This is a genomic window from Bacillus cereus group sp. MG9, from assembly GCF_040459995.1.
Classification (GTDB): Bacteria; Bacillota; Bacilli; order Bacillales; family Bacillaceae_G; genus Bacillus_A; species Bacillus_A mycoides.
Map to the genome: position 1 here is coordinate 1,951,437 of NZ_JARVHC010000001.1, position 24,239 is coordinate 1,975,675.

The following is a 24,239-nucleotide window of genomic DNA, read 5'->3' on the forward strand; positions in this document are numbered from 1 at the left end:
AGCTAGCATAATGCTAGCTCTATTATTTTTTTGCCATATTCCTGTAACAAACCTCCTGTATATTCATTGGTGGAGGTGCAGAAGATGAAAAAAATGATAGCGATATGTCTTCTTACAACATTGTCACTTTCGACTTTAGTCGGGTGTGATGTAAAAGGTAATGATGCTTTACAAGAGTCTAAAATAAAGAAAGCGACGTATAAAGATTTTACTTACGATGTAAATCCTGAGACTTTTACGTTAACTGTAGAACATGATGGTGTAAAAGAACAGGCATCACAACCGTTACCAAAAATGAAGGTATCGAATTTGAAAAAAGACAAGGATCATACATCATGGGAATATCCGGATCAAAAAGTAAAAGTAAATTTAGAAAAGAAAAAAGACCACTTAAATATTGAAGTGGAATCGACTGGTGCAGAAAGTTTTACATGGCCAAAAGTGCAAGCTGAAAATTATACACTTCCGTTATGGGAAGGTAAGCAAATTCCGAGTAATGATGAGAATTGGAAGAAGTTTTTAAAGGATGATGCATATTCATTTGCTGAATCATTTTCTATGAAGTTTTTTGCATTAAATGGTTCTAAATATTCGATCGTATATATTGCGAACAATATGTTTAATAATGAATTGAAATTTCATTCAGATCCGAAAATAGGGTTTGATTTTACACATGAATTCCCGAGTATAAATAAAAATAAAACATATGGATTTCAATTATATGTGACAAATAATGATGCAGTAAGTATTGCTAAACTGTATAAGGATAATATTGCTCGAAAAGGTGAATTTAAAACATTACAAGAAAAGGCAAGAAAAAATAAAGAAATCGAAAAACTTTACGGGGCAGCTCATTTTTACTTTTGGAATCAAAATGGTTTATCAGAAAGTAACGTGAATTGGCCGAAGCTAAGAGAGCAAATAAATAGCCCGGTGTTTAGCTATATAAAAGACCTTATTCAAAAGAATAGTTCAGAGCCTGGGGAATTGAATGTATTTGAGCAGGTGAGTAAACAAGACTTTATCGATAAGTACCAAAAAAATGTTATTTTACGCTATACAAACGAAGTATTATCTATGAAGGAATTGTATAAAGAGGATATTTTCCCGAAAGTTAATCAGGAAGCTAGTGTGTTATTAAAGAAAGGTGTAGATCACTTATCGAAGACAGAGCTGTATAGCTTAAATAAACATTTATTAAAGTCAGTACTCGGTGATGCAGTTGAAGAAGTAAGTAAATGGGGTAAAGCAGATGGAACGGATATAATAAAGGAAATGAAAAAAGTAGGGATAGACAAAGCGTGGATTGGTCTACCGAACTGGGAACAAGGATTTATGCAGCCTAATTTCGTTACAGAAGCTAAGGAAATGGGATATTTAGTTGGTCCGTATGATTCTTACCATTCTATTCACGAAAAAGGTGATAAAAATTGGAACACAGCTTCTTTTAATGACCCATCGTTATATGAAGAAGCCACTGTAACGAAGAAAAATGGTGAGAAAGTGCAAGGGTTTTTAGGGAGAGGCCGAAAATTAAATCCGACATTATCACTTCCTAGTGTAAAAGAACGAATGAACGATATATTACAAAATGGCCCTAAATATAATTCATGGTTTATTGATTGTGACGCGACGGGCGAAATTTATGATGATTATTCAACAAAACATTTAACGACACAAGAACAAGATTTACAAGCAAGATTAAAACGAATGGATTATATTGCACAAGAAAAAGGTATGGTAGTTGGCTCTGAGGGCGGAAATGATTTTGCAAGTAGTACGATTGCATTTGCTCATGGAATTGAAACACCAGTTATTAAGTGGGACGATGAAGATATGAGAAAAAATAAAACAAGCCCGTATTATGTCGGTGGATATTGGTCACCAAATCAAAATGTTCCAGAAAAATATGCAAAACAAGTACCGTTAAAAGAAGAATATAAGCAAGTATATTTAAATCCAGTATATTCGGTGCCATTATATAAACTAGTATACAATGATTCGGTTATTACAACGCACCACTGGGAATGGGGAAGTTTGAAGGTAAAGGACGAGGTTGGAAATCGTATGTTATATGAGTTATTGTATAATGTTCCTCCGTTGTACCATTTAGATGAAGTAGAGTGGAATAAGCATAAAAAAGAAATTACAGAGCATCTGAAAGTTTGGAATGAAGTTCATGAAAAGGCAGTAAAAGAAGAAATGACGAACTTTGCATATCTGTCAGAAGATAAGCTAGTACAATCTACTTCATATGGAAAAGATATTAAAATCATTGTGAATTTCTCAAATAAAGATGTAGAAATAGAAAAAACGAAAATAAAAGCAAAGTCAGCTTTAATTAATAATAATGGGAAGCAAATGATATACACACCAAATGAGAAATAATAAAGTGAAACTTTAATCAGTGGGGGATTTATCCCTCACTGATTATTAGTCATCACCAATCAAGATGGTACGGCACAAACTTGACTCTTTATTCTTGCTAAATTGTGAGGTGAAAATCTTACTACCTGCAAATAACAGAATAATAAATATGTAAATTCGAATATTCCGAAGTATTGGATTTTTTAAGTTGATAAATAGTGACTTGCCAAAAATAAGCACAAGAGTATAATGTGAAATGGAATACATGTTGGATTCATGAAGTAACCTTACAAAAATGTAAGGTAATTGAAAGGAAATTCAATATGAAGATTAATAGACTTACATTATACTAGGGAAAGAGAAAGAGAGGCGAATGGGTATGAGCTCTGAATTAGAACAAAATACGAGAAGCAATAAAAAACGTTCTAAACGAAAGTCAATAAAATGGTTCATTTTAATTCCATTTTTCCTACTTATTTTTGGAGGAGTAGGATATGGATCGTTTATATATAACAAAGCAAAAGCGGTTGTAAGTGATGCATATGCAAAAATTGATAAGTCATCAAAAAGGGACAAAGAAGTGGAACCTTTAAAGGATAATATTTCGATTTTAATCATGGGTGTAGACGGAAGTGAAATGAGAAAAAGCCAATACGGCGAAGCAGTTCGGACAGATGCACTTTTATTAGCGACAATTAATAAAGATGATAAATCCGTTAAATTAGTAAGTATTCCGCGTGATTCACGCGTTTATATTCCATCTAGAAAGAAATTAGATAAAATTACACACGCACACGTATTTGGCGGTGTTGAAAGTACAAGAGATACAGTGGAAAGATTTTTAAATGTACCAGTTGATTATTATGTGAAGTTTAACTTTGAGTCATTTGTACAAATTGTAGATTCAATTGGTGGTATTGATATTGATGTACCTGTTACTTTCACAGAACAAGATAGTAAAGACCAAGCAGGTATGATCCATTTAGAAAAAGGTTACCAACATTTAAATGGTGAACAAGCCCTTGCACTTGCTAGAACGCGTAAAATTGACAGTGACGCAATGCGTGGTCAAAGACAACAACTTGTAATTGAAGCAATTGCGAAAAAAGCTATGTCTGTTCAATCAATTAGCAAAATGGGCTCTTTACTTGATGCAGTTGATAAAAATATGAAAACAAACTTAACGTTTGATGATATGCTTGCTATTACGAAAAATATGGCAGGATCTGACCTGCAAATGGAAAAAATGCAAATTGAAGGTACTGATAAACGTATTGGTGGTATTTATTATTACATTCCAAACGAAAAAAATGTGAAAGATATTTCGACTAAGTTAAATGAGCATTTAGGTGTTACACCAAAACCAACTCGAAACGAATAGTAAAAAAGATTGGCCTTTGCCAATCTTTTTTTATGGAAATATATTTGTAACTTTTCTGTAACGATTTTTTATATTAGAAAAACTATACTTATATGTATGGGAATATTGGGGAAGCAAATAGTATAAAAAATACTTAAAATTTGTAGTAAGGAAAGATATCATATGCAGAAATGGATAAGTATTTTGGGAATCATTTTTATATTGACTGGATGTAAAATGTCTGAAGCTCCAACAAGTTTAATGGGAGCTCCTGCAAATGAAAAGTGGATTAATGAATTAAAAGAGCAAATAGATAAAGATTTGCCAGTTAATTATCGGTTGCTTACTCCAATGTCTAATAAAGATAAACAGATGATTTGGTCAATGGATTTTAAACAAGATAATAAGAAAGAAGCGATCGTATTTTATAAAGTACCGAATGAAGATCGGAGTATATATTTAGCTATTTATGCGGAAAGCAGCAATGGCTGGAAATTAAAGTCCACTCATACATTTGATGGTGAGAATATAGATATCGTTAAAGTCGGTGATTTTACAGGGAACGGGAAGCGAGAGTTATTAATTGGAATCTCTGTAAGTCGTGAATCTTTAGAACATGTAATGTATGTCTTTTCGGAAGAAAATGATGATATGAAGGAGATTTATAATCGGCAATATACGAAGTTATTTATAGAGGATTTAAATAAAAATGGCCTTAATGATATAAGCCTTGTTACTTATAAAAAAGATGAGCAATTGAAAGTTGAGTTCATTGAACAGTTTAACACTATGTCTGAAGTTACATTTGATCCATATATAAATAGTATTCAACGAATACAAATGGGACGTATTTCTAACAAGTCAAAGGCAGTTGTAATTGATGCAGGAGTTGGGGCTCATTCAGGTATAACATATGTAGCAAAATTTGATCAGGATCATTATGAGGGGCTACCTATAGACGGGAAAGAAGATTTATTCAATGATTATGTTGTGGAAAGTAAAGACGTTAATGAAGACGGCATTATTGAATTTGTTCGTACTGTGCGTCCAAAAGGTTGGGAGGAGGTATCGTACGGAGAGAGCACGATGTTTGAGCGTTATATACAGTGGAGTGAAGAGGGAATTAAACTGATAGAAGAAAGATATGTCAATATAGAGAAAGGTTATTTTGTCAAAATCCCTCAAGCGCTAATTGGAAAAATAACTGTCCCAGTTCAGCAAGAAGCACCGGATGTTCAAAAATTTATAGATGCAACTACAAATGAAATATGGCTTGAAGTCCATATTTTTAAGCGGAAAGAATGGTTCAAAATAAAAGGATACGAAGCAGCAGTTAAAACAGCTTCTCATGTATATGCAGTACCGAAGCAAGGAAAATTTGAAAAAATGAAAGCATATATAAAACCGCTAGCGGATTATCAACAAGAGTAGGGAGGTGGGAATTATGTCAACAATTTTAGTTTTAGAAGATGAAATACCAATCCGTAGCTTTATTGTCTTAAATTTGAAACGTGCTGGATTTTATGTATTAGAAGCTAGCACTGGAGAAGAAGCGTTACAGATTTTAAGTGAACATACTGTTGATGTGGCGTTACTTGATGTTATGTTACCGGGGATTGATGGTTTTCAAGTTTGTAAAGCTATCCGGGAAGAAAATAAAAAAATGGGTATTATTATGTTAACCGCACGTGTACAAGATGAAGATAAAGTACAAGGGCTAGGAATTGGTGCAGATGATTATATCGCAAAGCCGTTTAGTCCAGTAGAATTAACTGCACGAATACAATCTTTATTAAGAAGAATAGAAGTACATGAAGAAAAAACGAATACAATCACGTCTGGTCCGTTTTCGTTAAATATCATAGAAGAAAGATTATATAAAGGTGGACAATTAGTTGATTTAACCCCTACAGAGTACATGATATTACAGTATTTAATGAATCAGGCTTCGAAGCCGGCTTCGCGTGATGAAATTTTAAATATGATCTGGGGAACTAATTACGTAGGCGAGACGAAAGTAGTCGATGTAAATATGAGACGGTTACGTCAAAAGATAGAATGTAATCCGTCAGAACCAGAGTTTATCCATACTGTATGGGGAAAAGGATATGTGTGGAAGGAAACTATAAGATGAGACGGAAAGTGACTTTATATTTTATGACGGTCATTACACTAATGCTTGTATTATTTGAAGTAGCATTTTCAGTTTCTATTTATCGATATTATTATAACGGCATTGTGCAATATGTTGAATCGCATGCAAAGACAAGCACACGTTTTTTCTCTGAATACAATTCACTATATTTTATTCGTTTGCAAGAATATAGCGGAGAAATAATTGAGAGTTTCCAATTAGAAGGAACGGAATTACAATTGATTGATCGGCAAGGTACAATTATACAATCGTCAAGTGGGCAAAAGGTTGAAGGTAAAGTAAGCATTCCTTATTCTTTACTAGAGGGGGAAATGTATCACCAAGTTATTACTACGAAAGATAACGTGGAACAATTAGAAGTATTAAGTCCACTCGTACATCAAGGGCAAACTATCGGTGTGTTAAAATATACGACTATTTTAACACATGTAAATGCAAAGATTATTGAAATTATTATGTTTACTATTTCAGTTGGAATTGTCATTTCAGGTATCGTATTCTTAATCAGTAGACGATTGGCGAATTCGTTTGTGAAACCTATCGAATCTATTATTCATGCTTCTTCGCAAATTGCGGAAGGTACATTAAAGGAGCAAATTAAAGAGGATTATCCTGGTGAATTAGGTGAGTTAGCGCATAGTTTAAATTATATGGCCGATAAAATAGAAAAGGCTGAGCAAATGAAAAATGAATTTATTGCCTCTATTTCTCATGAAATACGAACACCTTTAACAGGAATTAAAGGGTGGAGTGAGACATTAAAAACAGTAGATCATTTAACAGATGAAGAAATAAAGCAAGGTATGGGAATTATTTCAGGTGAAACAGACCGATTGATTCATTTAGTAGAAGAGTTACTAGATTTTTCAAGATTGCAGTCAAATCATTTTAATTTATATAAACAAAAAGTGCAATTGTACGATATACTAGAAGAGACGATTTGGCAATTGACTCCTAAATCAGAAGAGAAACAGATTCATCTAGTTGCTAATTTAGAACGAGTAGAACTAGTAGGAGATCGAAATAGACTAAAACAAGTTTTTCTAAATATTATTCATAATGCTATTAAATATTCAAATGAAAAAAGTACAGTTTACATTGAAGCGACCAAAAGTGAAGGACAAGCCGTGATTAAGGTGACAGATCAAGGTATTGGAATTGCTAAAGAGCATCTACCATTTATAGAGCAGTCATTTTATCAGATTAATAACCATATTGAAGGCGCAGGCATTGGATTAGCTATTGTAAAAAAAATGGTGGAGCTTCATGGTGGTACGCTTAGTATTACAAGTAGAGAAAGAGTAGGAACAACAATTTTGATAAAACTCCCACTATAATTTATATAAAATATGTTTATATAGTGTAATGAAAATAAATAGATGTATAATTATATTGGGTGATTTACATATAAGATTAATAGGGAGAGGAATTCGATAGAATGGAAAAGGCTTTTAAAATTAAACGAGTTGTAGTTGTTTTAATAGCGATTGCAATAGTAGCTATTGGGTATTTCATGTTTCAATCTATTACTTCACCAGCAAAAGCTGTAGCGAAACAAGAAAATGTAGTGCAGCTTGCAAGTGAACAATCGAAAGTTGAAATGAATAAAACGGCACCAAGTCGTTTTAACGGAGTGGAAAGAAAAGTTGCGTATCTTACATTTGATGATGGGCCAGGAAAATATACGGCTGAATTATTAAATATGTTAAAACAGCATGATGCGAAGGCGACATTCTTTTTAATAGGAGCGAATGTAAAAGCGTTTCCTGATTTAGTAAAACGTCAAAATGCAGAGGGGCATTATGTTGGAATGCATAGCATGACACACAATTTTGCGAAGTTATATAAAAATGGCGAGTATGTTAATGAAATGAAAGAAGATCAAGGCTTAATCGCAAACATTATTGGGAAAGCCCCTAAATTAACACGTCCTCCATACGGATCGATGCCTGGTTTAAATGAAGGTCTCCGAAATAAAGTAGTTGAGGATGGTTTAAAAGTGTGGGACTGGACAATTGATTCTTTAGACTGGAAATATAATAAAGTACCAGTTGATGCAGCAGCAGCGCAAATCGCTCAAAATGTATTAGCTGGTGCAACAAAACCGCAAGAAGTCATTTTAATGCATGACATTCACCCGCAATCAGTTGCTGCTGTGCCAGCAATTTTAAAGGGTCTAAAAGAAAAAGGTTATGAATTTGAAGCATATCATGAAGAGAGTCACTTCCCAGTGAACTTCTGGCATGATAACCGTATGTAATTGGAGGAATTGAAGTTGAAGTATGGAAAAGTAGCAGTTGTTGGAGTATTATCAGTAGGATTATTATCAGGTTGTTTCGGTGAAAAGCCAGAAGAAAATTTACATACGGCTTTTGAAGCAGCAGCGACACAAGAAAAATCTTTAGTTGAGGATACGAAAAAATTAGAGCAATTAGAAAAGCAAGGGCAAGAACTATATTCTCAAATTTTACAAGAAGGTAAAGAACATAATGAAGCAGTTACGAAGAAGATTGAGCAAGCTACTACAAATGTAGATGAGCGTGAAAAAGTATTGAAAAACGAGAGAGAACTGTTAGAAAAAGCTCAGAAGGAAACGAAATCGGTTCAAAGCAATATAGAGAAGCTTGAAGATAAGAAATTGCAAAAACAAGCAAAAGCAGTAGAAGAATCGTATAAAAATCGTTATGATGCCTTCCAAAAGATGAATGAGAATTACACGAAGGCGTTAGCGACTGAAAAAGAACTGTATGAAAAATTAAAAGTAAAAGAAACGAAGTTAAAAGAAATTGGTGAAAACGTTAAAACTGTTAACGAGTTAAATATGGAAACGCAAAAGGCGAAAGAACAATTTAATACACATACAAAAGAGTATAATGATAATAAATTAGCATTTTATAAAGATGCACAAATTAAAATTAAAGAAGTATCTTAATTACGATGAAAAATCTATAGAAAAAGCCGAAAAAACATTATAATAAAAAATGTTTTTTCGGCTTTTGTCGTTAAATGAATAGAAAAGACTGGAATTGATATCATAAAAGAGTTATAGTGAAATATTCGAAGGGAAACATTGTAAAGTAAGGAGAATGAAATATGTCATATGAATTTTTATTCAAATTAGGTTTAGCACTTTTTTTAGGATTATTCATCGGGATAGATAGGCAGCTAAAGAATAAACCGCTTGGTGTGAAAACAAGTATGGTTATTTCCGTAGCGAGTTGTTTAATTACAATGGTTTCAATTGAATCAGTGAATGTTTATTCTGTACCGGGTCATACGAATATGGATCCAATGCGCCTTGCTGCCCAAATTGTAAGTGGTATCGGTTTCCTTGGGGCGGGGGTAATTTTACGAAGAAGTAATGATGTTATTTCAGGATTAACGACAGCCTCTATGGTATGGGCTGCTTCAGCTTTAGGTATTGCGATTGGAGCAGGATTTTATATACAAGCGACGGTTGCTATGGTTTTAATTATATTAGCAATCAATGTACTTCCGCAAATTGTGAAAATTGCAGGCCCATATTCATTGAGACAAAAGGACTTATCTATAAAAATTACCGTAAACAAACATCGAGAGTTAGACGGGATTTTTAAGCAAATTAAAAATTTAAATATGCAAGTGAAACGAGTGAAAATTAAAGATATTGATAATGGGGCATCTCAGCAATTGGAAATGGTCATTTTAGCTCCAGAAGATTTATATACAACTGAATTATATAGTTCTTTAAAAGAAATCGATCATGTTGTTTCAGTAGAAGTTGAAAGTAGATAGAAAGAGTGATGAAAATTCACTCTTTTTTTAATGCATACAAAACATTTTGCTATAATTATTTTCTAAGGGGGATGAGTATGGTGGAGATACATATTAGAAGGGCAATAAAAGATGATATTTCGGCAATTGCAAAAGTGCATGTGGATAGTTGGAAAACAACGTATAAGGGGATATTCTCTAATGAAATTTTAGACAATATAACGTATGACCAACGAGAAAAGCTATGGGAAAGTATATTTCAAAAAGAAGACGGGCATCAATTTAGGTTTGTAGCAGAAACGTTAAATGGTAAAATAATTGGATTTATCGATGGGGGAGTTGAAAGAACAGGTACATATAATTGTGAGGGGGAATTATATGCAATATACATTTTACAAGAGTATCAAGGAATGAAGATAGGACAAAGATTATTTCAAGCTTTACTATTTGATTGTAAAAAAGATAATATGCAATCTCTTTTAGTTTGGGTAGTTTCTAATAATCCTTCTAAAAAGTTTTATGAAAAATATAATCCGGAAAAAATTGACACGAAACTTTTAGAAAGACTAAATGTAGAAGAAATAGCATATGCTTGGCGAGATATGGATTGTTTATACAAATCACTATTAATTTAGAACGCGATAATATTATTATGTAAACTTAATCTACAAGAATGAAAAAATACATCAATAATTATATTGGTGTATTTTTTTGTTGACGGATTAAATGTTTTGAAAAGGTGAAAAGTTTAGTTAGATAAAAAAATTCTGAAATATATCTTGAAATGATTATCATTATCAATTAAAATCATAGTTGATAATAAAATTCAACTGTCAGAAGTTTCACGAAAAAATGATAGTGTTCGTCTAAAAGAGGAGGAGCAGTATGCAGCATGCGAAACAAATCGCGGAACATGCAACAATACAAAGCTTTTTAAATTGTTATTTAAGAGAAACAGGAAGTGGAGAATGGATTACGGAGGATAAAAGGATAGAAAATATTTTCTGCCATTCATTTCAAAGAGACGCTATCCCCACTTATTTATGCTGCCCTTTATCGGCACAAAACGTTACTTTGTATGGGGAAGTTATATATAAATCGTCAACGGACCGTCATCTATTTGGAGAACAATTTTATTACCAAATTGGCGAAAATAAAAATGTTATTAAAGCAGATTATATTACGGTTATTATGTTTTTAATAAAGGAAATGTCTATTAACTATGGAGAAGGTACGAATCCTGATGAACTTATGCTTCGAGTTATCTGTAGTTGTCAAAATATTGAGAAGTTTATACAAGGAAGGGAGCAGGATACAGCTGAATTATATGGTTTCCATACGACTTTTATAGAGGCGGAGCAATCTTTATTATTTGGACATTTAACTCATCCTACACCAAAGAGTAGACAAGGTATATTGGATTGGAAAAGTTCAATGTATTCTCCTGAATTAAAAGGGGAGTGCCAACTTCACTATTTTAGGGCACATAAAAGTATAGTAAGTGAAAAGTCATTGTTACAAGATTCTACAACGGCGATGATAAAAAAGGAATTAAAGAACGATGAAAAGGTAGGTCAAGAATTTATTGAAGAGTACTGTCAAGAAGATGAATATTCATTAATTCCAATCCATCCGCTACAAGCAGAATGGCTATTACATCAATCTTATGTGCAAAATTGGATGAATCAAGGTGTACTTGAATATATCGGTCCAGTAGGTAAGTGTTATATGGCGACATCATCACTTAGAACGCTATATCATCCTCATTCGAAGTATATGTTCAAGTTTTCATTCCCTGTAAAGGTCACGAATTCAATGCGTATTAATAAATTGAAGGAACTTGAGAGTGGACTTGAAGGTAAGGAAATATTGAATACTAAAATTGGAGAGGTGCTAGAAAAGTTTCCAGGATTTGATTTTATATGTGATCCGGCCTTTATTACTTTAAAATACGGGGCACAAGAGTCTGGATTTGAAGTGATTATTCGAGAAAACACATTTTATAGTGAAAATGAAAATGATGCAACGCTTATCGCTGGATTAGTACAAGATGCAATTCCGGGTGAAAGAACTCGTTTAGCAAATATTATCCATCGCTTAGCGGATTTAGAAGGTAGAAGCTGTGAAGAAGTAAGTTTAGAGTGGTTTAGACGATATATGAATATCTCTTTAAAGCCGATGGTATGGATGTATTTACGTTATGGCGTTGCATTAGAAGCGCATCAACAAAATAGTGTTGTTCAATTGAAAGATGGTTATCCAGTTAAGTTTTACTTCCGTGATAATCAAGGTTTTTATTTCTGCAATTCAATGAAGTCAGTGCTAGATAATGAACTAGCGGGTATTGGCGAACATACTGGGAATTTATATGACGATTACATTGTAGATGAAAGATTTCGTTACTATTTAATTTTTAATCATATGTTTGGACTAATTAACGGTTTTGGTACAGCAGGATTAATAAAGGAGGAAATTCTTCTTTCGGAATTAAGGTCTGTACTTGAAGCGTTCCTTCCATATAACCGCGAACCTTCTACATTTTTAAGTGAATTGTTGGAAGAAAATAAATTGGCATGTAAAGCAAATTTGCTAACGAGATTTTTCGATGTTGATGAACTGACAAATCCTTTAGAGCAAGCAATTTATGTACAAGTAGATAATCCACTCGTTAGAGAAGTGGCTGTTCGTTCATAAGTAGTGCTAAAATTTCACGTAATACAAATAATGGAATTTGATATTCCGTATTATAGCGGAGGGATTTATGAAAGAAGAAGTTTATCACATAAAAATATTGAAGGCACTCCAATCAAAAGAGTACATTTCAGTAAGAAGAAGAGTATTCCGGCAATTAGTAGAATCGTTAATTTATGAAGAGATCATTACGCCGATTCGTATACAAAAGGGAGAGCAAATACTTTTTATTATACAAGGTCTTGATGAAAAGGATCAAAATGTAATGTACCAATGCTATGGGCAAGAACGTATGACATTTGGGCGTATTTGTTTACATGACTCATTAATAATGAGAGTTCAAGATGAGGAAGAAGAAATACAATCAGTTTCACAATTTTTACAGGAGATTTTTCGGATTGTTCAAGTGGATCGAACGAAATTGGATTCTTTTATTCAAGAATTAGAACAAACAATCTTCAAAGATACGATTGCACAATATGAGAGAAGTTGTGAAGAAGACTATCTTGCGAAATCTTATGATGAGCTTGAAAGTCATTTAATAGATGGACACCCGTATCATCCTAGTTATAAAGCACGCATCGGGTTTCAATATCGTGATAATTTTCAATATGGATTTGAATTTATGCAATCAATGAAAATTATATGGATTGCAGTTCATGAGAAATATACGACTGTAGGATATGAAAGTGAAGAGAGTTATAACTGTACCTTTAAAGAAGAAATTGGTGAAAAGAAAATCGAAGAGTATATGGATCGTATTCGAACAATGGACTGTGATTCGAAGAAGTACATGTTTATACCTGTTCATCCTTGGCAGTGGGAGAACTTTATTATTCCGAATTATACTGACCATATACAGGATAAATATATTATTTATTTAGGGAAATCAGAAGATGATTATTGCGCGCAGCAGTCGATGCGGACATTAAGAAATGTTACGAATCGAGAGAAACCATATGTAAAGTTATCAATGAATTTACTCAATACTTCAACTATCCGTACATTAAAACCACATTCGGTTGTGAGTGCACCTGCTATATCGAATTGGTTAAAAGATATAGTAAATCATGACCCTTATTTAAGGGATGAATCGCGTTTAATTTTGTTAAATGAATTTTCGAGTGTTACGTACGATGCGAATAAAAAAGCTACGTATGGCTCATTAGGATGTATTTGGCGCGAAAGCGTTCACAAATATTTAGATAAGAAAGAAGAGGCAATCCCATTTAACGGTTTATATGCCAAGGGAAAAAATGGGACACCAACTATTGATTTGTGGTTAAAGAGATATGGAGTAGAAAGCTGGTTACAATTGCTTATTCAAAAAGCAATTATCCCAGTTGTACACCTCGTTGTAGAGCATGGAGTCGCATTAGAATCACATGGACAAAACATGATTTTAGTTCATGAAGAGGGAATACCAGTCCGTATTGCACTAAAAGATTTTCATGAAGGACTGGAGTTTTATCGTCCATTTTTGAAAGAACTCGAAAAATGTCCTGACTTTACTAAAATGCATAAAACATATGCGAATGGTCAAATGAATGATTTCTTTGAAATGGACCGTATTGAATGTTTACAAGAAATGGTTTTAGATGCGCTTTTCCTATTCAATCTAGGTGAACTGGCTTTCGTGCTGGCAGATGAGTATCAGTTGAAAGAGGAACAATTTTGGATCATTCTTGTTGAAGAAATAGAAGATCATTTTGAAAGATTTTCGCATTTGAAAGAACGTTTTGAAGCATTACAATTATATGCACCTACATTTCATGCAGAGCAATTAACGAAGCGTCGTTTATATATGGATGTGGAATCGCTTGTTCATGAAGTTCCAAATCCATTGTATAGAGCAAAGCAACTTACAATACAAAAATCAGTTGTTACAGGGGGAAATCATGCTAATCGTTAATAAACAAGAATTTAGCAAATATGATTTTGAATTGAGATTACAAGGTTACGAGGGAGTGGAACAATTTCAAGAAGCAGAAGGAAATAGATTTGCACTTTGTCTGAAAGATCCATTCGATATTATTACGCTTGTGTTTTTCCTAAAAGAAAAAAGAGCATCTGTACTACTTATTCATGAAGATACGCCAAAGGATACAGCTATTGAAATGGCAAAGCGCGCAAAGTGTACTGCACTTTTATACGAAGAAAGTAACGACTTTACAAAATTAGAAGTTCCAAATCTATTACAAGAAGAACCGTCTTTATTGCAGTATAGTTCAGGTACAACAGGAGAGCCAAAACTGATTCGTAGAGCATGGACGGAAATTGAAACAGAAATTGCTGCTTACAATGAAGCTTTAAAATGTGAAGAAGACGAAGTGCCAATTGTAATGGCTCCAGTTTCACATTCATACGGATTAATTTGTGGCACGTTATCAGCAATTACGAGAGGTAGTAAGCCTATAATCATTACAAATAAAAACCCTAAATTCGCATTAAATATAGTTCGTAATACCGAAAAACATATCATATACGCAGTACCACTTATGTTACATATTATGGGGAGTTTTCCACAAGGGACTTTTCAGTTTCATAAAATTATGACATCAGGATCACCTTTGCCAGAAACGCTATTTTATAAGTTAAAGGGCATGACGAAATACATGATGCAGCAGTACGGCTGTTCTGAAGCTGGTTGCATTAGTATATGTCATGCTATGGAAACACATTTGGATTTAGGAAAACCACTTCCTCATGTAAGTATTAACATAGGGTCAAATGAAGATGAACCTGAAGAAATCGTAGTGAAAATTGCTGAAAAGGAGATTTATACAAAAGATTTAGGTTATAGATCTGAGCAAGGCCTTCATTTCATGGGGCGAATAGATGATGTTATTAATGTGTCCGGTCTAAAGGTATTTCCTATAGAAGTGGAAGAAACGATACTTCGATTAGAAGGTATTCAGGAGGCGATTGTATACCGGGGCAAGCATCCTGTGATGGGAGAAATAGTAAAAGCGAAAGTAGTCTCTCGTATTGAACCAGTACAAATACGAGAATGGTGCATACAGCATTTACCGTCTTATAAAGTGCCACATGAAATTGAAAATGTAGCAGAGATTCCGAAAAATAAAACAGGGAAAGTAAGTCGGAAGTTATTAGAGATGGGAGAGATAACAACATGAGTCGTGAAATGTTAAAAGAAGCAGTTTTAAGTATTATGAGAGAAAAAATGGAACTGAAAAATGTAACGCATTTAGAAGAAACGATGCGTTTAAATCAAGATTTATATATAGATTCGGTAATGATGTTACAGCTTATAGTATACATAGAAATGGATTTAAAGCTATGCGTTCCAGAGGATGAGATAGACCCAAAGGCGTTTCTTACTGTAGGATCTTTGCTTGAATTTATGGAAGAGTTACAGCCGTTACACGAAATAAATGTGAATAACTAACCTTTTAGGAAAGTGGATGAGAGTATGACTTCAATTAAAGTTCACTGTTTAGTGAGTTGTTTTTGTGAAATTATAAAAAGGCGTAGCGATATAGATTTCCGTCCATTTTATTTCGGATTATGGGATGGAGATTTTGATATAACAGAAGACGGGATTATTTCTTATCATTCCGAAAACATTAATCATGATAACTACTTACTTTGGTATGAAAAATTGTATGGCATTAAAGTGAACGAATGGTACGATCATTCAAAAGATAAAAGTAGCAATGTAGAAACATTTTTAGAATTAGTAGAAAATAAGCCGGAAAATCGTTACGTAATTGTAATGGTTGATATGTCTTTATTGCCTGAGAGAGAAAATAAGTTTCATCAAAAACCGTTTCCGCATTACTTAATGATATCGAAGACAGAGAAAGAAGATGAATGGTTCATGCTTGATCCTGATTTTCGCTGGGAAGGGAATATGGAAAGAGAAAAAGTGCTCCATTCTGTTAAAGACAACCCATTTGGTGGAGGCTATTTCATTGATATAGAAGGAATTCAGGAGCCAACACAAGAGATGGTAGAAAGTTATTTCATGGAAACATTCAAAAAAGATGATAATGAACTAACAATGGAATTAAAAAAATTAATAATAAAAATGGTAAATGAAGAGGATGGGTATTCACTTTCCGGGCTCGTAACGGCAGTAAAGCAAATACCCGTATTGGCAATACGTAAATATAGCTATGAACATGCCTTTGCATACTTCCGTGAAACTTTACAATATTCGGAGCAAGAATTTGATTATTGGTGTGATCGAGTGGAAGACATTGTACAAGGATTTACAAATGTACAGTACCGTGCTATTAAAATGGCAATGACAAATAATAAAGATATGTTATTACCAATTGTTGAGAAACTTGATGAAATGAATACAATTGAACTGCAGATTAAGGATGAACTAGAGAAACAGTTTCTGTTATGGAAAGAAATGATAACAAATCAGTCTTTCTTAACTAATACAAGTTCATTGAATTTAAGATAAGGGAGTTCAAACCAATGAAATATTCGCTATGTACAATTTCATTTCGCCATCAACTAATTTCATTTACTGATATTGTTCAATTTGCATACGAAAACGGTTTTGAAGGAATTGAGTTGTGGGGGACCCATGCACAAAATTTATATATGCAAGAGCGTGAAACGACAGAACGAGAAATAGATTATTTAAAGGATAAAAATTTAGAAGTTACGATGATAAGTGATTACTTGGACATATCATTATTAGCGGATTTTCAAAAAACGATGGAAAAATGTGAACAGCTGGTAACACTAGCTAATTGGTTTAATACAAATAAAATTCGTACGTTTGCCGGGCAAAAAGGTAGTGAGGATTTCTCGGAACAAGAGAGAAAAGAGTATGTGGAGCGAATTCGCATGATTTGTGATCTATTTGCTCCGCATAATATGTATATACTATTAGAAACACATCCAAATACGTTAACGGATACTTTGCCGTCTACTTTGAAATTGTTAGAAGAAGTAAATCATCCATATTTAAAAATAAACCTTGATTTTCTTCATATATGGGAGTCTGGTGCAGACCCTGTAGATAGTTTTCATCGATTAAAGCCGTGGATACAACATTACCATTTTAAGAATATATCATCAGCGGAGTATTTACACGTGTTTGAACCAAATAATGTATATGCCGCTGCTGGAAGTCGTGTAGGAATGGTTCCATTATTTGAAGGTATTGTAAACTATGATGAAATCATCCGGGAAGTAAGAGATACTGATCATTTTGCTTCGCTTGAATGGTTTGGGCATAATGCGAAAGATATATTGAAAGAAGAAATGAAAGCATTAACGAATAGAAAATTAGAAGTAGTAAGTTCATAAGGTGAAATGATGAAAGAGTCTCGTTTAGGAGACTCTTTTTTTATTTTATCAATAACCAAAAATTACCATGTATTTAATTTCGGATTTGATACAGTTTAATATATATAAGGAGGTGATCGGTAATGGCTAGAAATCGTAACGCTAATCAATTAGCATCACATGGAGCACAAGCAGCTCTAGATCAAATGAAATATGAAATTGCACAAGAGTTTGGTGTACAGCTTGGGGCTGATACTTCTTCACGTGCAAACGGTTCTGTAGGCGGTGAAATTACAAAACGCCTTGTAGCGATGGCAGAACAACAGCTTGGTGGCGGATATACTCGCTAAATGTAGAAGGTTATAGGAGAAAGGAAGGATTCTTCCTTTCTTTTTTATTTTCAATTAATTGGTATGGATATATTGTGAACAGGATTCAAAGAATAGGAGTAATGCTATATTTTACCCAATTTCTTTTGTTGTAAATGGAAAGTAGTAAAGATGAAATAGCCCTGGTGGAATGTAAACATAATTTCCAGCAGGGCTATTATATGGTAAGAAATATATGATGAAAGGTTCCGAAATCAACATGTTAAAAAAAGAAAACTGTTGTTTAATTGCACTTGCATCAGTTCCACTTGTTATGACGCTAGGTAATTCAATGCTTATTCCAATCCTGCCAACTATTGAAAAGAAATTACATATTTCATCTTTCCAAGTATCCATGATAATTACAATTTATTCTATCATTGCAATTATACTTATACCGATTGCTGGTTATTTATCAGATAGATGGGGACGAAAGATGGTAATGGTTCCAAGTTTATTAATTGCAGCTATTGGAGGAGCGATAACGGGATGGGTATCATGGAAAGTTGATAACCCTTATGTTTGGATTCTTATCGGAAGAGCAATTCAAGGGATAGGTGCTGCTGGTGCTATGCCAGTTGTCATACCATGTGTCGGTGATTTATACAAAGATGAAAAACAGGTTAGTGCAGGTTTAGGAATCATTGAGACGTCAAATACATTTGGAAAAGTATTGAGTCCCATATTAGGATCAGCTCTTGCAGCTATTGTATGGTTCTTACCATTTTGGGCGATTCCAGTTTTATGTGTAATATCGATTGTTTTACTACTGGTACTAGTAAAGGCGAAGAAACAAGAAGAAGAAGAAGTCCCACCACTTAAAGAATTTATTCAATCTATTATCTCTACGTTTCGAGAAAAGGGAAGATGGTTAATTGCCATTTTTATACTAGGTGCAATTATTATGCTTATTTTATTCGGAATACTTTTTTATCTGTCAACTATACTGGAGTCGAAGTACGATATTCATGGTATATGGAAAGGGTGTGTACTCGCTATTCCTTTACTTGTACTATCACTTAGCTCATATATGGCTGGTAAAAAAATTGGAGATAAACAAGATATTATGAAAAAGTGTATCTATATTGGATTTTTACTGGCTGCTGCATCTGTCTTCTTACCTTTATTTCTAAAAGGAATCTATTTGCTACTTCTTTGTCTCATTATTATGGGGGGAGGAATTGGTATGGCGTTACCATGTCTAGATGCTCTTATTACACAAGGGATTGAAAAAGAGCAGAGGGGGACAGTTACGTCATTTTATAGTTCAATGCGATTTATCGGTGTAGCAGCTGGACCACCCCTGTATTCTTTTTTTATGAAAGGGGCAGACCATGAAGTGTTTTATTTAACAAGCATCTTCGCTGCTATTGGTGCTGTCATAGCAATTATTTGGATTAAACCAGCAAAAGATAAAATGATGTTAAAACAGAAACCGGAACCAACTTCATAATGCGAAAGAGAATTGCATGCCAATTACATAACATGCAATTCTCTTTAATTAGTTAGGAAAAACAACTTGTTTTAACATATAAAGTGCGACTCCCCATATGATTAGCCCTGAAATTTTATTTAATACTATAATCGTTTTTCCTGTCGAGTCAAATCCTTTAAGAAATTTTCCAGCAAAAGCTAAACTAATAAACCAGATCCAAGAAACTATAATTGTTGCAAAAGTGAAAGCCCATTTCTCACTTCCTATGTACTGTATAGAGTTTGTTCCGATTACACCAATTGTGTCTAAAATTGCGTGTGGATTTAGTAATGAAACTGATGCGGCGAAAATAATTTGATTTTTTAAAGGCATGCTTTTTTCTTGTTTTACATCATTTGAAGGATCGCTTCTCCAAATAACCCAGCCCATATACATAAGAAAGAAAAATCCAATCATATACAAGGTGGTTGTTAACCAAGAGAAAGTTAAGAGGACAAGGGAGACACCTTGTACAGCAATTAATATTAATAATGTATCACAGATAGATGCAGTCAAGACTACAGGAGCAGCTCTCCAAATATTTGGTTGACTAGCGCCTTGGTTAAAGACGAAAACATTTTGGACACCTAATGGAATGATAAGACCAAATGCGAGGATGATACCGTGAATAATTGCTTCACTCATCAGATTACCTCCTACTTAATTTGATTAATTATGATAGTCTATATTGTATAGAAGAAATGAAAATTTGTATCCATCCATATGGTTGGATAGGTTACCAACCATAAAATATGTGAGGTGATATAATGGAAAGGCTCGTTTGGAAACCTAATATGTCTTCATCTGTTCCTTTGTATAAACAAATAGAATCTTATATAAAAGAGAGAATTGTTAATGGGGAATGGACAATTGGAACTAAATTACCTTCACAAAGAGATTTGGCGCATACGTTTGAAGTGAACCGAAGTACAATTGTAATGGCTTTCGATGAGTTAATAGCAAAAGGGTATATTGAGGGGAATGGACGGAAGGGAACAATTGTTATAAAAAATAGTGAGAATACTTCAACATATGCCCCGCCTCCAAACTGGCAGTCTTACGTAGAAACAGGACTTCATTATCCGAATCTTCCTGCTGTACAAGAGATTAATCAAGCTGAATTTACTCCCAATGTAATTCGATTAGGAACAGGTGAACTTTCACCGAGTCTCTTGCCTGAGAAAAAGATGAAGGGTATTATTAATAAAATTTTACAATCAAATGTTCCACTTGGGTATGAGGAACCGAAAGGAAATCTCCATTTAAGAGAAAAAATTGCGGAATATTTAAAAGGGCATGGGGTATATGTATCTCCTGACTCTATTTTAATTGTTTCAGGGGCAATTCAAGCATTGCAGCTTATTTCTATGGGGCTTCTTCCGAAAGGAGCGTCAATTTTATTAGAAAAACCATCATATTTATATTCGCTTAATGTATTTCAATCAGCAGGAATGCGCTTGATTGGAATACCAATGAATGAGAATGGTATAAATACTTCATACATTACAAAATATAAAAAACAATTTAACGCATCTATCTTATATACAATCCCATCTTTTCATAATCCGACCAATTTTAGTATGAACGCTAAGAAGAGGGAAGAAGTGATGGAGATATGTAATGAAATTGGATTACCTATTATTGAGGACGCGGTATATCAAGATTTATGGTTCGATGCACCAGTTTCAAAGCCTTTAAAGGCATATGATAAAAATGGTATCGTGCTACATATTGGAAGTATGTCCAAAGTCATTAGTCCTGGTTTAAGAATTGGGTGGGTTGTTGGATCAGAATCAGTTATTCAAAGATTAGCAGATATAAAAATGCAAACTGATTATGGTTCAAGTTCTATATCCCAGCAGATTGCAGCGGAGTGGTTTGAAAATGGATTGTATGATGAACATTTACAGTTTGTAAGAAGTGAATTGAAAAAACGTAGAGATTTTATGATAAGTATGTTAGAAAAGTATTGTAGTGGCATTGCAACTTGGCATGAGCCAGTAGGAAGCTTTTACATTTGGCTACATATAAATCTACCAATGTCGAATCGTAGTTTATTTGAAAAAGCTTTACAAGAAAAGTTGTTGTTAAACCCAGGCACTTTGTATGATAGAAGTGCTAACCAATTTTTACGTCTTTCTTATTCCTATGCAACTGTAGAAGAAATTGAAGTTGGGATAAAAAAGATTGCGCAATTAATTAAAGGGTAAAAGGAGAAAAACATGAAACAATATGTGATTTGCCAAATTATCGATGGGGATAAATATTTAGCTGCTTATGCAGAGACAAAACAGGATGCAGTTGAAAAAGCAGAACTGTTAGGATTAAGAACCGGAAACCGTTACATAGTAATTACCGCAAAAGAAGCTGAAGGGTTAACTTATCCTTAAATAATGGGAGAGTACATAAGAAGTAAATAAGCCTAATAATGTACTATATTATTAGGCTTATTTACTATTAAAGTGTGACAGGGAAAATAATATAATTATGAGTCAAGTTGGCGGAAATACCGATTTGTTTTTCGATCCTGATTTCCGTCTCTATATTCATCAACATATTGTCTGAAGTTCCAGGATTGTAAAAACTTATTAGCTGCATTATAACCAGAGTTATAGAGCCATTCTTTCTCTTCTTTAGTTAGTTGGAAATTAGTACTGGTAATGATTCCTGTTGGAATTGTAATAGTTCTAGCCTTTGATTCTTTATCTAAATGACGTAAATCATGAGCTTGCATCATCGTTTTAAATAATCCTTTGAACATGGAAATAGGTTCGTCATAGTGGGCGGGATCAGCTTGAATCTCATCTTTTACAAAATGAAATCCAAAGGTAGGCCAGCGAGGAGAAGTCGGTGAATCGAAAATCCAAATTGGGTAATTACTTAAAATACCGCCGTCAACCATATAACAAGGCTGCTTCCATTTTGGTGTTCTCCATTTCACTGGTTCGAAGAAGAAAGGAATGGTTCCACTCATTCTTACTGCTTTAGCGATAGAGAAGCGATAATTTAAAAATCCGTAGTTTGGTAAGTCATCGGGAAAAATAACCATTTTACCATTGCTTATATCTGAAGCAATAATTTTGAGTTTATTCAAATCGGGTAAGTCTGTAAACAAATGAATTCCTTTTTTTCTAAGCAGGTCTTCTAGCCATTCTTCGAGAAATACATTTGAATAAATACCTAGAGTAGACCAAGCGCTTAATCCTTTACCAATAAAGGGGATTTTATCAAGAAAAGTTTTTTTAGTGAATTTTTCATAATCAATGTCTGTTACAATCGTCTTTAATTCGGAACAAGAATATCCTGCTGCTAGAAGAGCTGCAATAATAGCGCCGGCTGATGTTCCAGCTAAACGTTCCCATTCATATCCTTTTTCGGCTAACGCGCAAATTGCCCCTATATGAGCAATTCCGCGTACACCGCCTCCTTCAAAAACACCATCAATTTTCATTGAACATACTTCCTTTCTAAAAAATGAAAATGGAAAAAAAGCACGTATTGTACGTGCTTTTTTACAATAGTTTTTAAGTTTACTAGCAGCCTACAAAGCCGCCCCAACAGCTAGCTCCGATGATGATTAGAAGGATAAATAAAACGATTAATAAAGCGAAACCTCCATAACCACAACCGCCACCACAACTACCGCCGTAACCGTAACCACCGCAACTATATCCGTAACCCATGTGGAATTCCTCCTTAAATTAAAAATAAAAATGAACGAGGGGAAAATGTACTGGAAGAAATAAAGAATTATCGTGTTTGTAGGAACAATGTATACTATGCTTTTTTAAACTTGTTCGCGTACGAGGGATAAGCCCGTTTTTTGGAGGGCTTGTTGAATTTACAATGAATGAAGTATAATCTTTGTGCTATGATACAAATAAGTATGTAAATGTAAGGAGAATTTATGGAACAGAAAATTGAAATATTAATTGATAAATATGAACTAACACATTTGAAACAGGAACTTATTAATACTGTATTTCCTTGTGTAAAAGTTGTGCCAAAACAACAGGAAATACTTGCGATAGGCAGTTCGAAAATGGGCGGAGTTCCTGATTTGCCAAATACATTTGAATATCCAACATACAAAGAGAATCCGTTACGTTTTATCGCACAATTTAATTTAAGTGATTTACAAAACGTTGGTATGGATCATAATCTTCCTAAGACAGGGATGTTATATTTCTTTAGTATTGAAAATTACTTTGAAGAAGATGTGGATCCAACCGAAGCTGGACGTGTACTTTATTATGATATCCCTGTAGAGCAATTACGTAGAGCAGATGAAATACAAGCGAAATATAACCAGTGTGCAATTACTTTTGAACTGACGTATAAATTACCGGAGCTTTTCATTGAAGATGAGGCGGATTCAGATCGTTTCTTGCAATTACTTGAAGAGCTAATCCCAGACAACTATGATAATCATCAAATGTTTGGAGAACCATTCTCTGTACAAGATGAGGTATTGTACGAGACTGGACAATATATGGGGATAGATCCACAGCATATGACGCTCTTATTCCAAATTGATTCAGATACTAAAAATTGTAATATGATGTGGGGAGATTTAGGGATGCTTTATTTCTGTATTGGAAATGAAGACTTGAAAAATCGCCATTTTGAAAATACATGCTGTGTGTTACAAACTTGCTAAAAAAAGGGTTGTTCTTTTTCTAAAAGAACAACCCTTTTAAAAATGTTAAATATGCATAATCTCATATGACCTATTTTGAAAAGTATTGTATACTCTGAAACTATACGATACTTTTTTGTATAGTTATAGAATGTAAG

The 24,239-nt window shown here is 33.8% G+C and carries 23 protein-coding genes; 20 read left to right on the forward strand and 3 right to left on the reverse strand.

The window, feature by feature from the left end:
- Nucleotides 1–84: 84 nt before the first annotated feature.
- From QCI77_RS09895 to bcbE, 17 genes are all read left to right on the forward strand, one after another.
- Nucleotides 85–2,388: a glycoside hydrolase gene (locus QCI77_RS09895; protein WP_353824837.1), complete on the forward strand. Its 2,304-nt coding sequence runs from the start codon at nt 85–87 to the stop codon at nt 2,386–2,388.
- Between the two features lie 358 nt (nt 2,389–2,746).
- Complete coding sequence (locus QCI77_RS09900; RefSeq protein ID WP_201033009.1) at nt 2,747–3,748, forward strand: LCP family protein; 1,002 nt, start codon at nt 2,747–2,749, stop codon at nt 3,746–3,748.
- A gap of 162 nt (nt 3,749–3,910) precedes the next feature.
- Nucleotides 3,911–5,158, forward strand: a complete 1,248-nt coding sequence (locus tag QCI77_RS09905) for a hypothetical protein (protein ID WP_353824838.1) — start codon at nt 3,911–3,913, stop codon at nt 5,156–5,158.
- Between the two features lie 13 nt (nt 5,159–5,171).
- Entirely contained in the window at nt 5,172–5,861 is a 690-nt protein-coding gene (locus QCI77_RS09910; protein WP_016102197.1) for a response regulator transcription factor, read from the forward strand.
- Nucleotides 5,858–7,219, forward strand: a complete 1,362-nt coding sequence (locus tag QCI77_RS09915; RefSeq protein ID WP_353824839.1) for a sensor histidine kinase — start codon at nt 5,858–5,860, stop codon at nt 7,217–7,219. Before QCI77_RS09910 ends, QCI77_RS09915 begins: the two co-directional genes overlap by 4 nt.
- 101 nt (nt 7,220–7,320) lie before the next feature.
- Nucleotides 7,321–8,142: a peptidoglycan-N-acetylglucosamine deacetylase gene (locus QCI77_RS09920; protein WP_353824840.1), complete on the forward strand. Its 822-nt coding sequence runs from the start codon at nt 7,321–7,323 to the stop codon at nt 8,140–8,142.
- Between the two features lie 15 nt (nt 8,143–8,157).
- Nucleotides 8,158–8,814 carry a YkyA family protein gene (locus tag QCI77_RS09925; RefSeq protein ID WP_353824841.1) on the forward strand — a complete coding sequence of 219 codons (657 nt, stop codon included), beginning with the start codon at nt 8,158–8,160 and terminating at the stop codon, nt 8,812–8,814.
- Nucleotides 8,815–8,975: 161 nt separating this feature from the next.
- On the forward strand, nt 8,976–9,656 hold the full coding sequence (locus QCI77_RS09930; RefSeq protein ID WP_353824842.1) for an MgtC/SapB family protein: 681 nt from the start codon (nt 8,976–8,978) through the stop codon (nt 9,654–9,656).
- A 77-nt stretch (nt 9,657–9,733) separates the two neighbouring features.
- Complete coding sequence (locus QCI77_RS09935; RefSeq protein ID WP_353824843.1) at nt 9,734–10,270, forward strand: GNAT family N-acetyltransferase; 537 nt, start codon at nt 9,734–9,736, stop codon at nt 10,268–10,270.
- Between the two features lie 250 nt (nt 10,271–10,520).
- Nucleotides 10,521–12,329, forward strand: coding sequence for an IucA/IucC family protein (locus QCI77_RS09940; RefSeq protein ID WP_353824844.1), 1,809 nt, complete (start codon nt 10,521–10,523; stop codon nt 12,327–12,329).
- A gap of 67 nt (nt 12,330–12,396) precedes the next feature.
- Complete coding sequence (locus tag QCI77_RS09945) at nt 12,397–14,238, forward strand: IucA/IucC family protein (RefSeq protein ID WP_016120048.1); 1,842 nt, start codon at nt 12,397–12,399, stop codon at nt 14,236–14,238.
- A complete protein-coding gene (locus QCI77_RS09950; RefSeq protein ID WP_353824845.1) occupies nt 14,225–15,463 on the forward strand; it encodes an AMP-binding protein in 1,239 nt (412 codons plus the stop codon). The genes QCI77_RS09945 and QCI77_RS09950 overlap by 14 nt, the downstream gene beginning before the upstream one ends.
- On the forward strand, nt 15,460–15,735 hold the full coding sequence (gene asbD / locus QCI77_RS09955) for a petrobactin biosynthesis protein AsbD (RefSeq protein ID WP_193653640.1): 276 nt from the start codon (nt 15,460–15,462) through the stop codon (nt 15,733–15,735). Before QCI77_RS09950 ends, asbD begins: the two co-directional genes overlap by 4 nt.
- Before the next feature lie 24 nt (nt 15,736–15,759).
- Nucleotides 15,760–16,764 (forward strand): DUF6005 family protein, encoded by a 1,005-nt coding sequence (locus QCI77_RS09960; RefSeq protein ID WP_193653641.1) that lies wholly within the window; start codon nt 15,760–15,762, stop codon nt 16,762–16,764.
- Between the two features lie 14 nt (nt 16,765–16,778).
- On the forward strand, nt 16,779–17,621 hold the full coding sequence (locus tag QCI77_RS09965; RefSeq protein WP_353824846.1) for a sugar phosphate isomerase/epimerase family protein: 843 nt from the start codon (nt 16,779–16,781) through the stop codon (nt 17,619–17,621).
- Nucleotides 17,622–17,743: 122 nt separating this feature from the next.
- On the forward strand, nt 17,744–17,950 hold the full coding sequence (locus QCI77_RS09970; RefSeq protein ID WP_000113539.1) for an alpha/beta-type small acid-soluble spore protein: 207 nt from the start codon (nt 17,744–17,746) through the stop codon (nt 17,948–17,950).
- 238 nt (nt 17,951–18,188) lie between these two features.
- Complete coding sequence (gene bcbE / locus QCI77_RS09975) at nt 18,189–19,421, forward strand: bacillibactin exporter BcbE (protein WP_353824847.1); 1,233 nt, start codon at nt 18,189–18,191, stop codon at nt 19,419–19,421.
- A gap of 48 nt (nt 19,422–19,469) precedes the next feature.
- Here the strand turns inward: bcbE and QCI77_RS09980 are convergent, their stop codons facing one another.
- Nucleotides 19,470–20,087: a LysE/ArgO family amino acid transporter gene (locus tag QCI77_RS09980; RefSeq protein WP_002031419.1), complete on the reverse strand. Its 618-nt coding sequence runs from the start codon at nt 20,085–20,087 to the stop codon at nt 19,470–19,472.
- A gap of 122 nt (nt 20,088–20,209) precedes the next feature.
- On the opposite strand from QCI77_RS09980, the gene QCI77_RS09985 reads away from it, so the two are divergent.
- Both QCI77_RS09985 and QCI77_RS09990 read left to right on the forward strand, forming a co-directional pair.
- Entirely contained in the window at nt 20,210–21,652 is a 1,443-nt protein-coding gene (locus QCI77_RS09985; protein WP_353824848.1) for an aminotransferase-like domain-containing protein, read from the forward strand.
- 12 nt (nt 21,653–21,664) lie between these two features.
- Nucleotides 21,665–21,832, forward strand: coding sequence for a DUF3933 family protein (locus tag QCI77_RS09990; RefSeq protein ID WP_201033654.1), 168 nt, complete (start codon nt 21,665–21,667; stop codon nt 21,830–21,832).
- A gap of 95 nt (nt 21,833–21,927) precedes the next feature.
- Here QCI77_RS09990 and QCI77_RS09995 read toward each other — a convergent pair whose 3' ends face one another.
- Together QCI77_RS09995 and QCI77_RS10000 are read right to left on the reverse strand one after the other, a co-directional pair.
- Nucleotides 21,928–22,893 (reverse strand): patatin-like phospholipase family protein, encoded by a 966-nt coding sequence (locus QCI77_RS09995; protein WP_353824849.1) that lies wholly within the window; start codon nt 22,891–22,893, stop codon nt 21,928–21,930.
- 82 nt (nt 22,894–22,975) lie between these two features.
- Complete coding sequence (locus QCI77_RS10000; protein ID WP_046959186.1) at nt 22,976–23,125, reverse strand: YjcZ family sporulation protein; 150 nt, start codon at nt 23,123–23,125, stop codon at nt 22,976–22,978.
- 224 nt (nt 23,126–23,349) lie between these two features.
- On the opposite strand from QCI77_RS10000, the gene QCI77_RS10005 reads away from it, so the two are divergent.
- A complete protein-coding gene (locus tag QCI77_RS10005; protein ID WP_353824850.1) occupies nt 23,350–24,102 on the forward strand; it encodes a YwqG family protein in 753 nt (250 codons plus the stop codon).
- Nucleotides 24,103–24,239: the final 137 nt, after the last annotated feature.

Coding starts and splice junctions, on each gene's coding strand:
- QCI77_RS09895 (WP_353824837.1), top strand. CDS start 85: ATGAAAAAAATGATAGCGATATGTCTTCTTACAACATTGTCACTTTCG.
- QCI77_RS09900 (WP_201033009.1), top strand. CDS start 2,747: ATGAGCTCTGAATTAGAACAAAATACGAGAAGCAATAAAAAACGTTCT.
- QCI77_RS09905 (WP_353824838.1), top strand. CDS start 3,911: ATGCAGAAATGGATAAGTATTTTGGGAATCATTTTTATATTGACTGGA.
- QCI77_RS09910 (WP_016102197.1), top strand. CDS start 5,172: ATGTCAACAATTTTAGTTTTAGAAGATGAAATACCAATCCGTAGCTTT.
- QCI77_RS09915 (WP_353824839.1), top strand. CDS start 5,858: ATGAGACGGAAAGTGACTTTATATTTTATGACGGTCATTACACTAATG.
- QCI77_RS09920 (WP_353824840.1), top strand. CDS start 7,321: ATGGAAAAGGCTTTTAAAATTAAACGAGTTGTAGTTGTTTTAATAGCG.
- QCI77_RS09930 (WP_353824842.1), top strand. CDS start 8,976: ATGTCATATGAATTTTTATTCAAATTAGGTTTAGCACTTTTTTTAGGA.
- QCI77_RS09935 (WP_353824843.1), top strand. CDS start 9,734: ATGGTGGAGATACATATTAGAAGGGCAATAAAAGATGATATTTCGGCA.
- QCI77_RS09940 (WP_353824844.1), top strand. CDS start 10,521: ATGCAGCATGCGAAACAAATCGCGGAACATGCAACAATACAAAGCTTT.
- QCI77_RS09945 (WP_016120048.1), top strand. CDS start 12,397: ATGAAAGAAGAAGTTTATCACATAAAAATATTGAAGGCACTCCAATCA.
- QCI77_RS09950 (WP_353824845.1), top strand. CDS start 14,225: ATGCTAATCGTTAATAAACAAGAATTTAGCAAATATGATTTTGAATTG.
- asbD (WP_193653640.1), top strand. CDS start 15,460: ATGAGTCGTGAAATGTTAAAAGAAGCAGTTTTAAGTATTATGAGAGAA.
- QCI77_RS09960 (WP_193653641.1), top strand. CDS start 15,760: ATGACTTCAATTAAAGTTCACTGTTTAGTGAGTTGTTTTTGTGAAATT.
- QCI77_RS09965 (WP_353824846.1), top strand. CDS start 16,779: ATGAAATATTCGCTATGTACAATTTCATTTCGCCATCAACTAATTTCA.
- QCI77_RS09970 (WP_000113539.1), top strand. CDS start 17,744: ATGGCTAGAAATCGTAACGCTAATCAATTAGCATCACATGGAGCACAA.
- bcbE (WP_353824847.1), top strand. CDS start 18,189: ATGTTAAAAAAAGAAAACTGTTGTTTAATTGCACTTGCATCAGTTCCA.
- QCI77_RS09980 (WP_002031419.1), bottom strand. CDS start 20,087: ATGAGTGAAGCAATTATTCACGGTATCATCCTCGCATTTGGTCTTATC.
- QCI77_RS09985 (WP_353824848.1), top strand. CDS start 20,210: ATGGAAAGGCTCGTTTGGAAACCTAATATGTCTTCATCTGTTCCTTTG.
- QCI77_RS09990 (WP_201033654.1), top strand. CDS start 21,665: ATGAAACAATATGTGATTTGCCAAATTATCGATGGGGATAAATATTTA.
- QCI77_RS09995 (WP_353824849.1), bottom strand. CDS start 22,893: ATGAAAATTGATGGTGTTTTTGAAGGAGGCGGTGTACGCGGAATTGCT.
- QCI77_RS10000 (WP_046959186.1), bottom strand. CDS start 23,125: ATGGGTTACGGATATAGTTGCGGTGGTTACGGTTACGGCGGTAGTTGT.
- QCI77_RS10005 (WP_353824850.1), top strand. CDS start 23,350: ATGGAACAGAAAATTGAAATATTAATTGATAAATATGAACTAACACAT.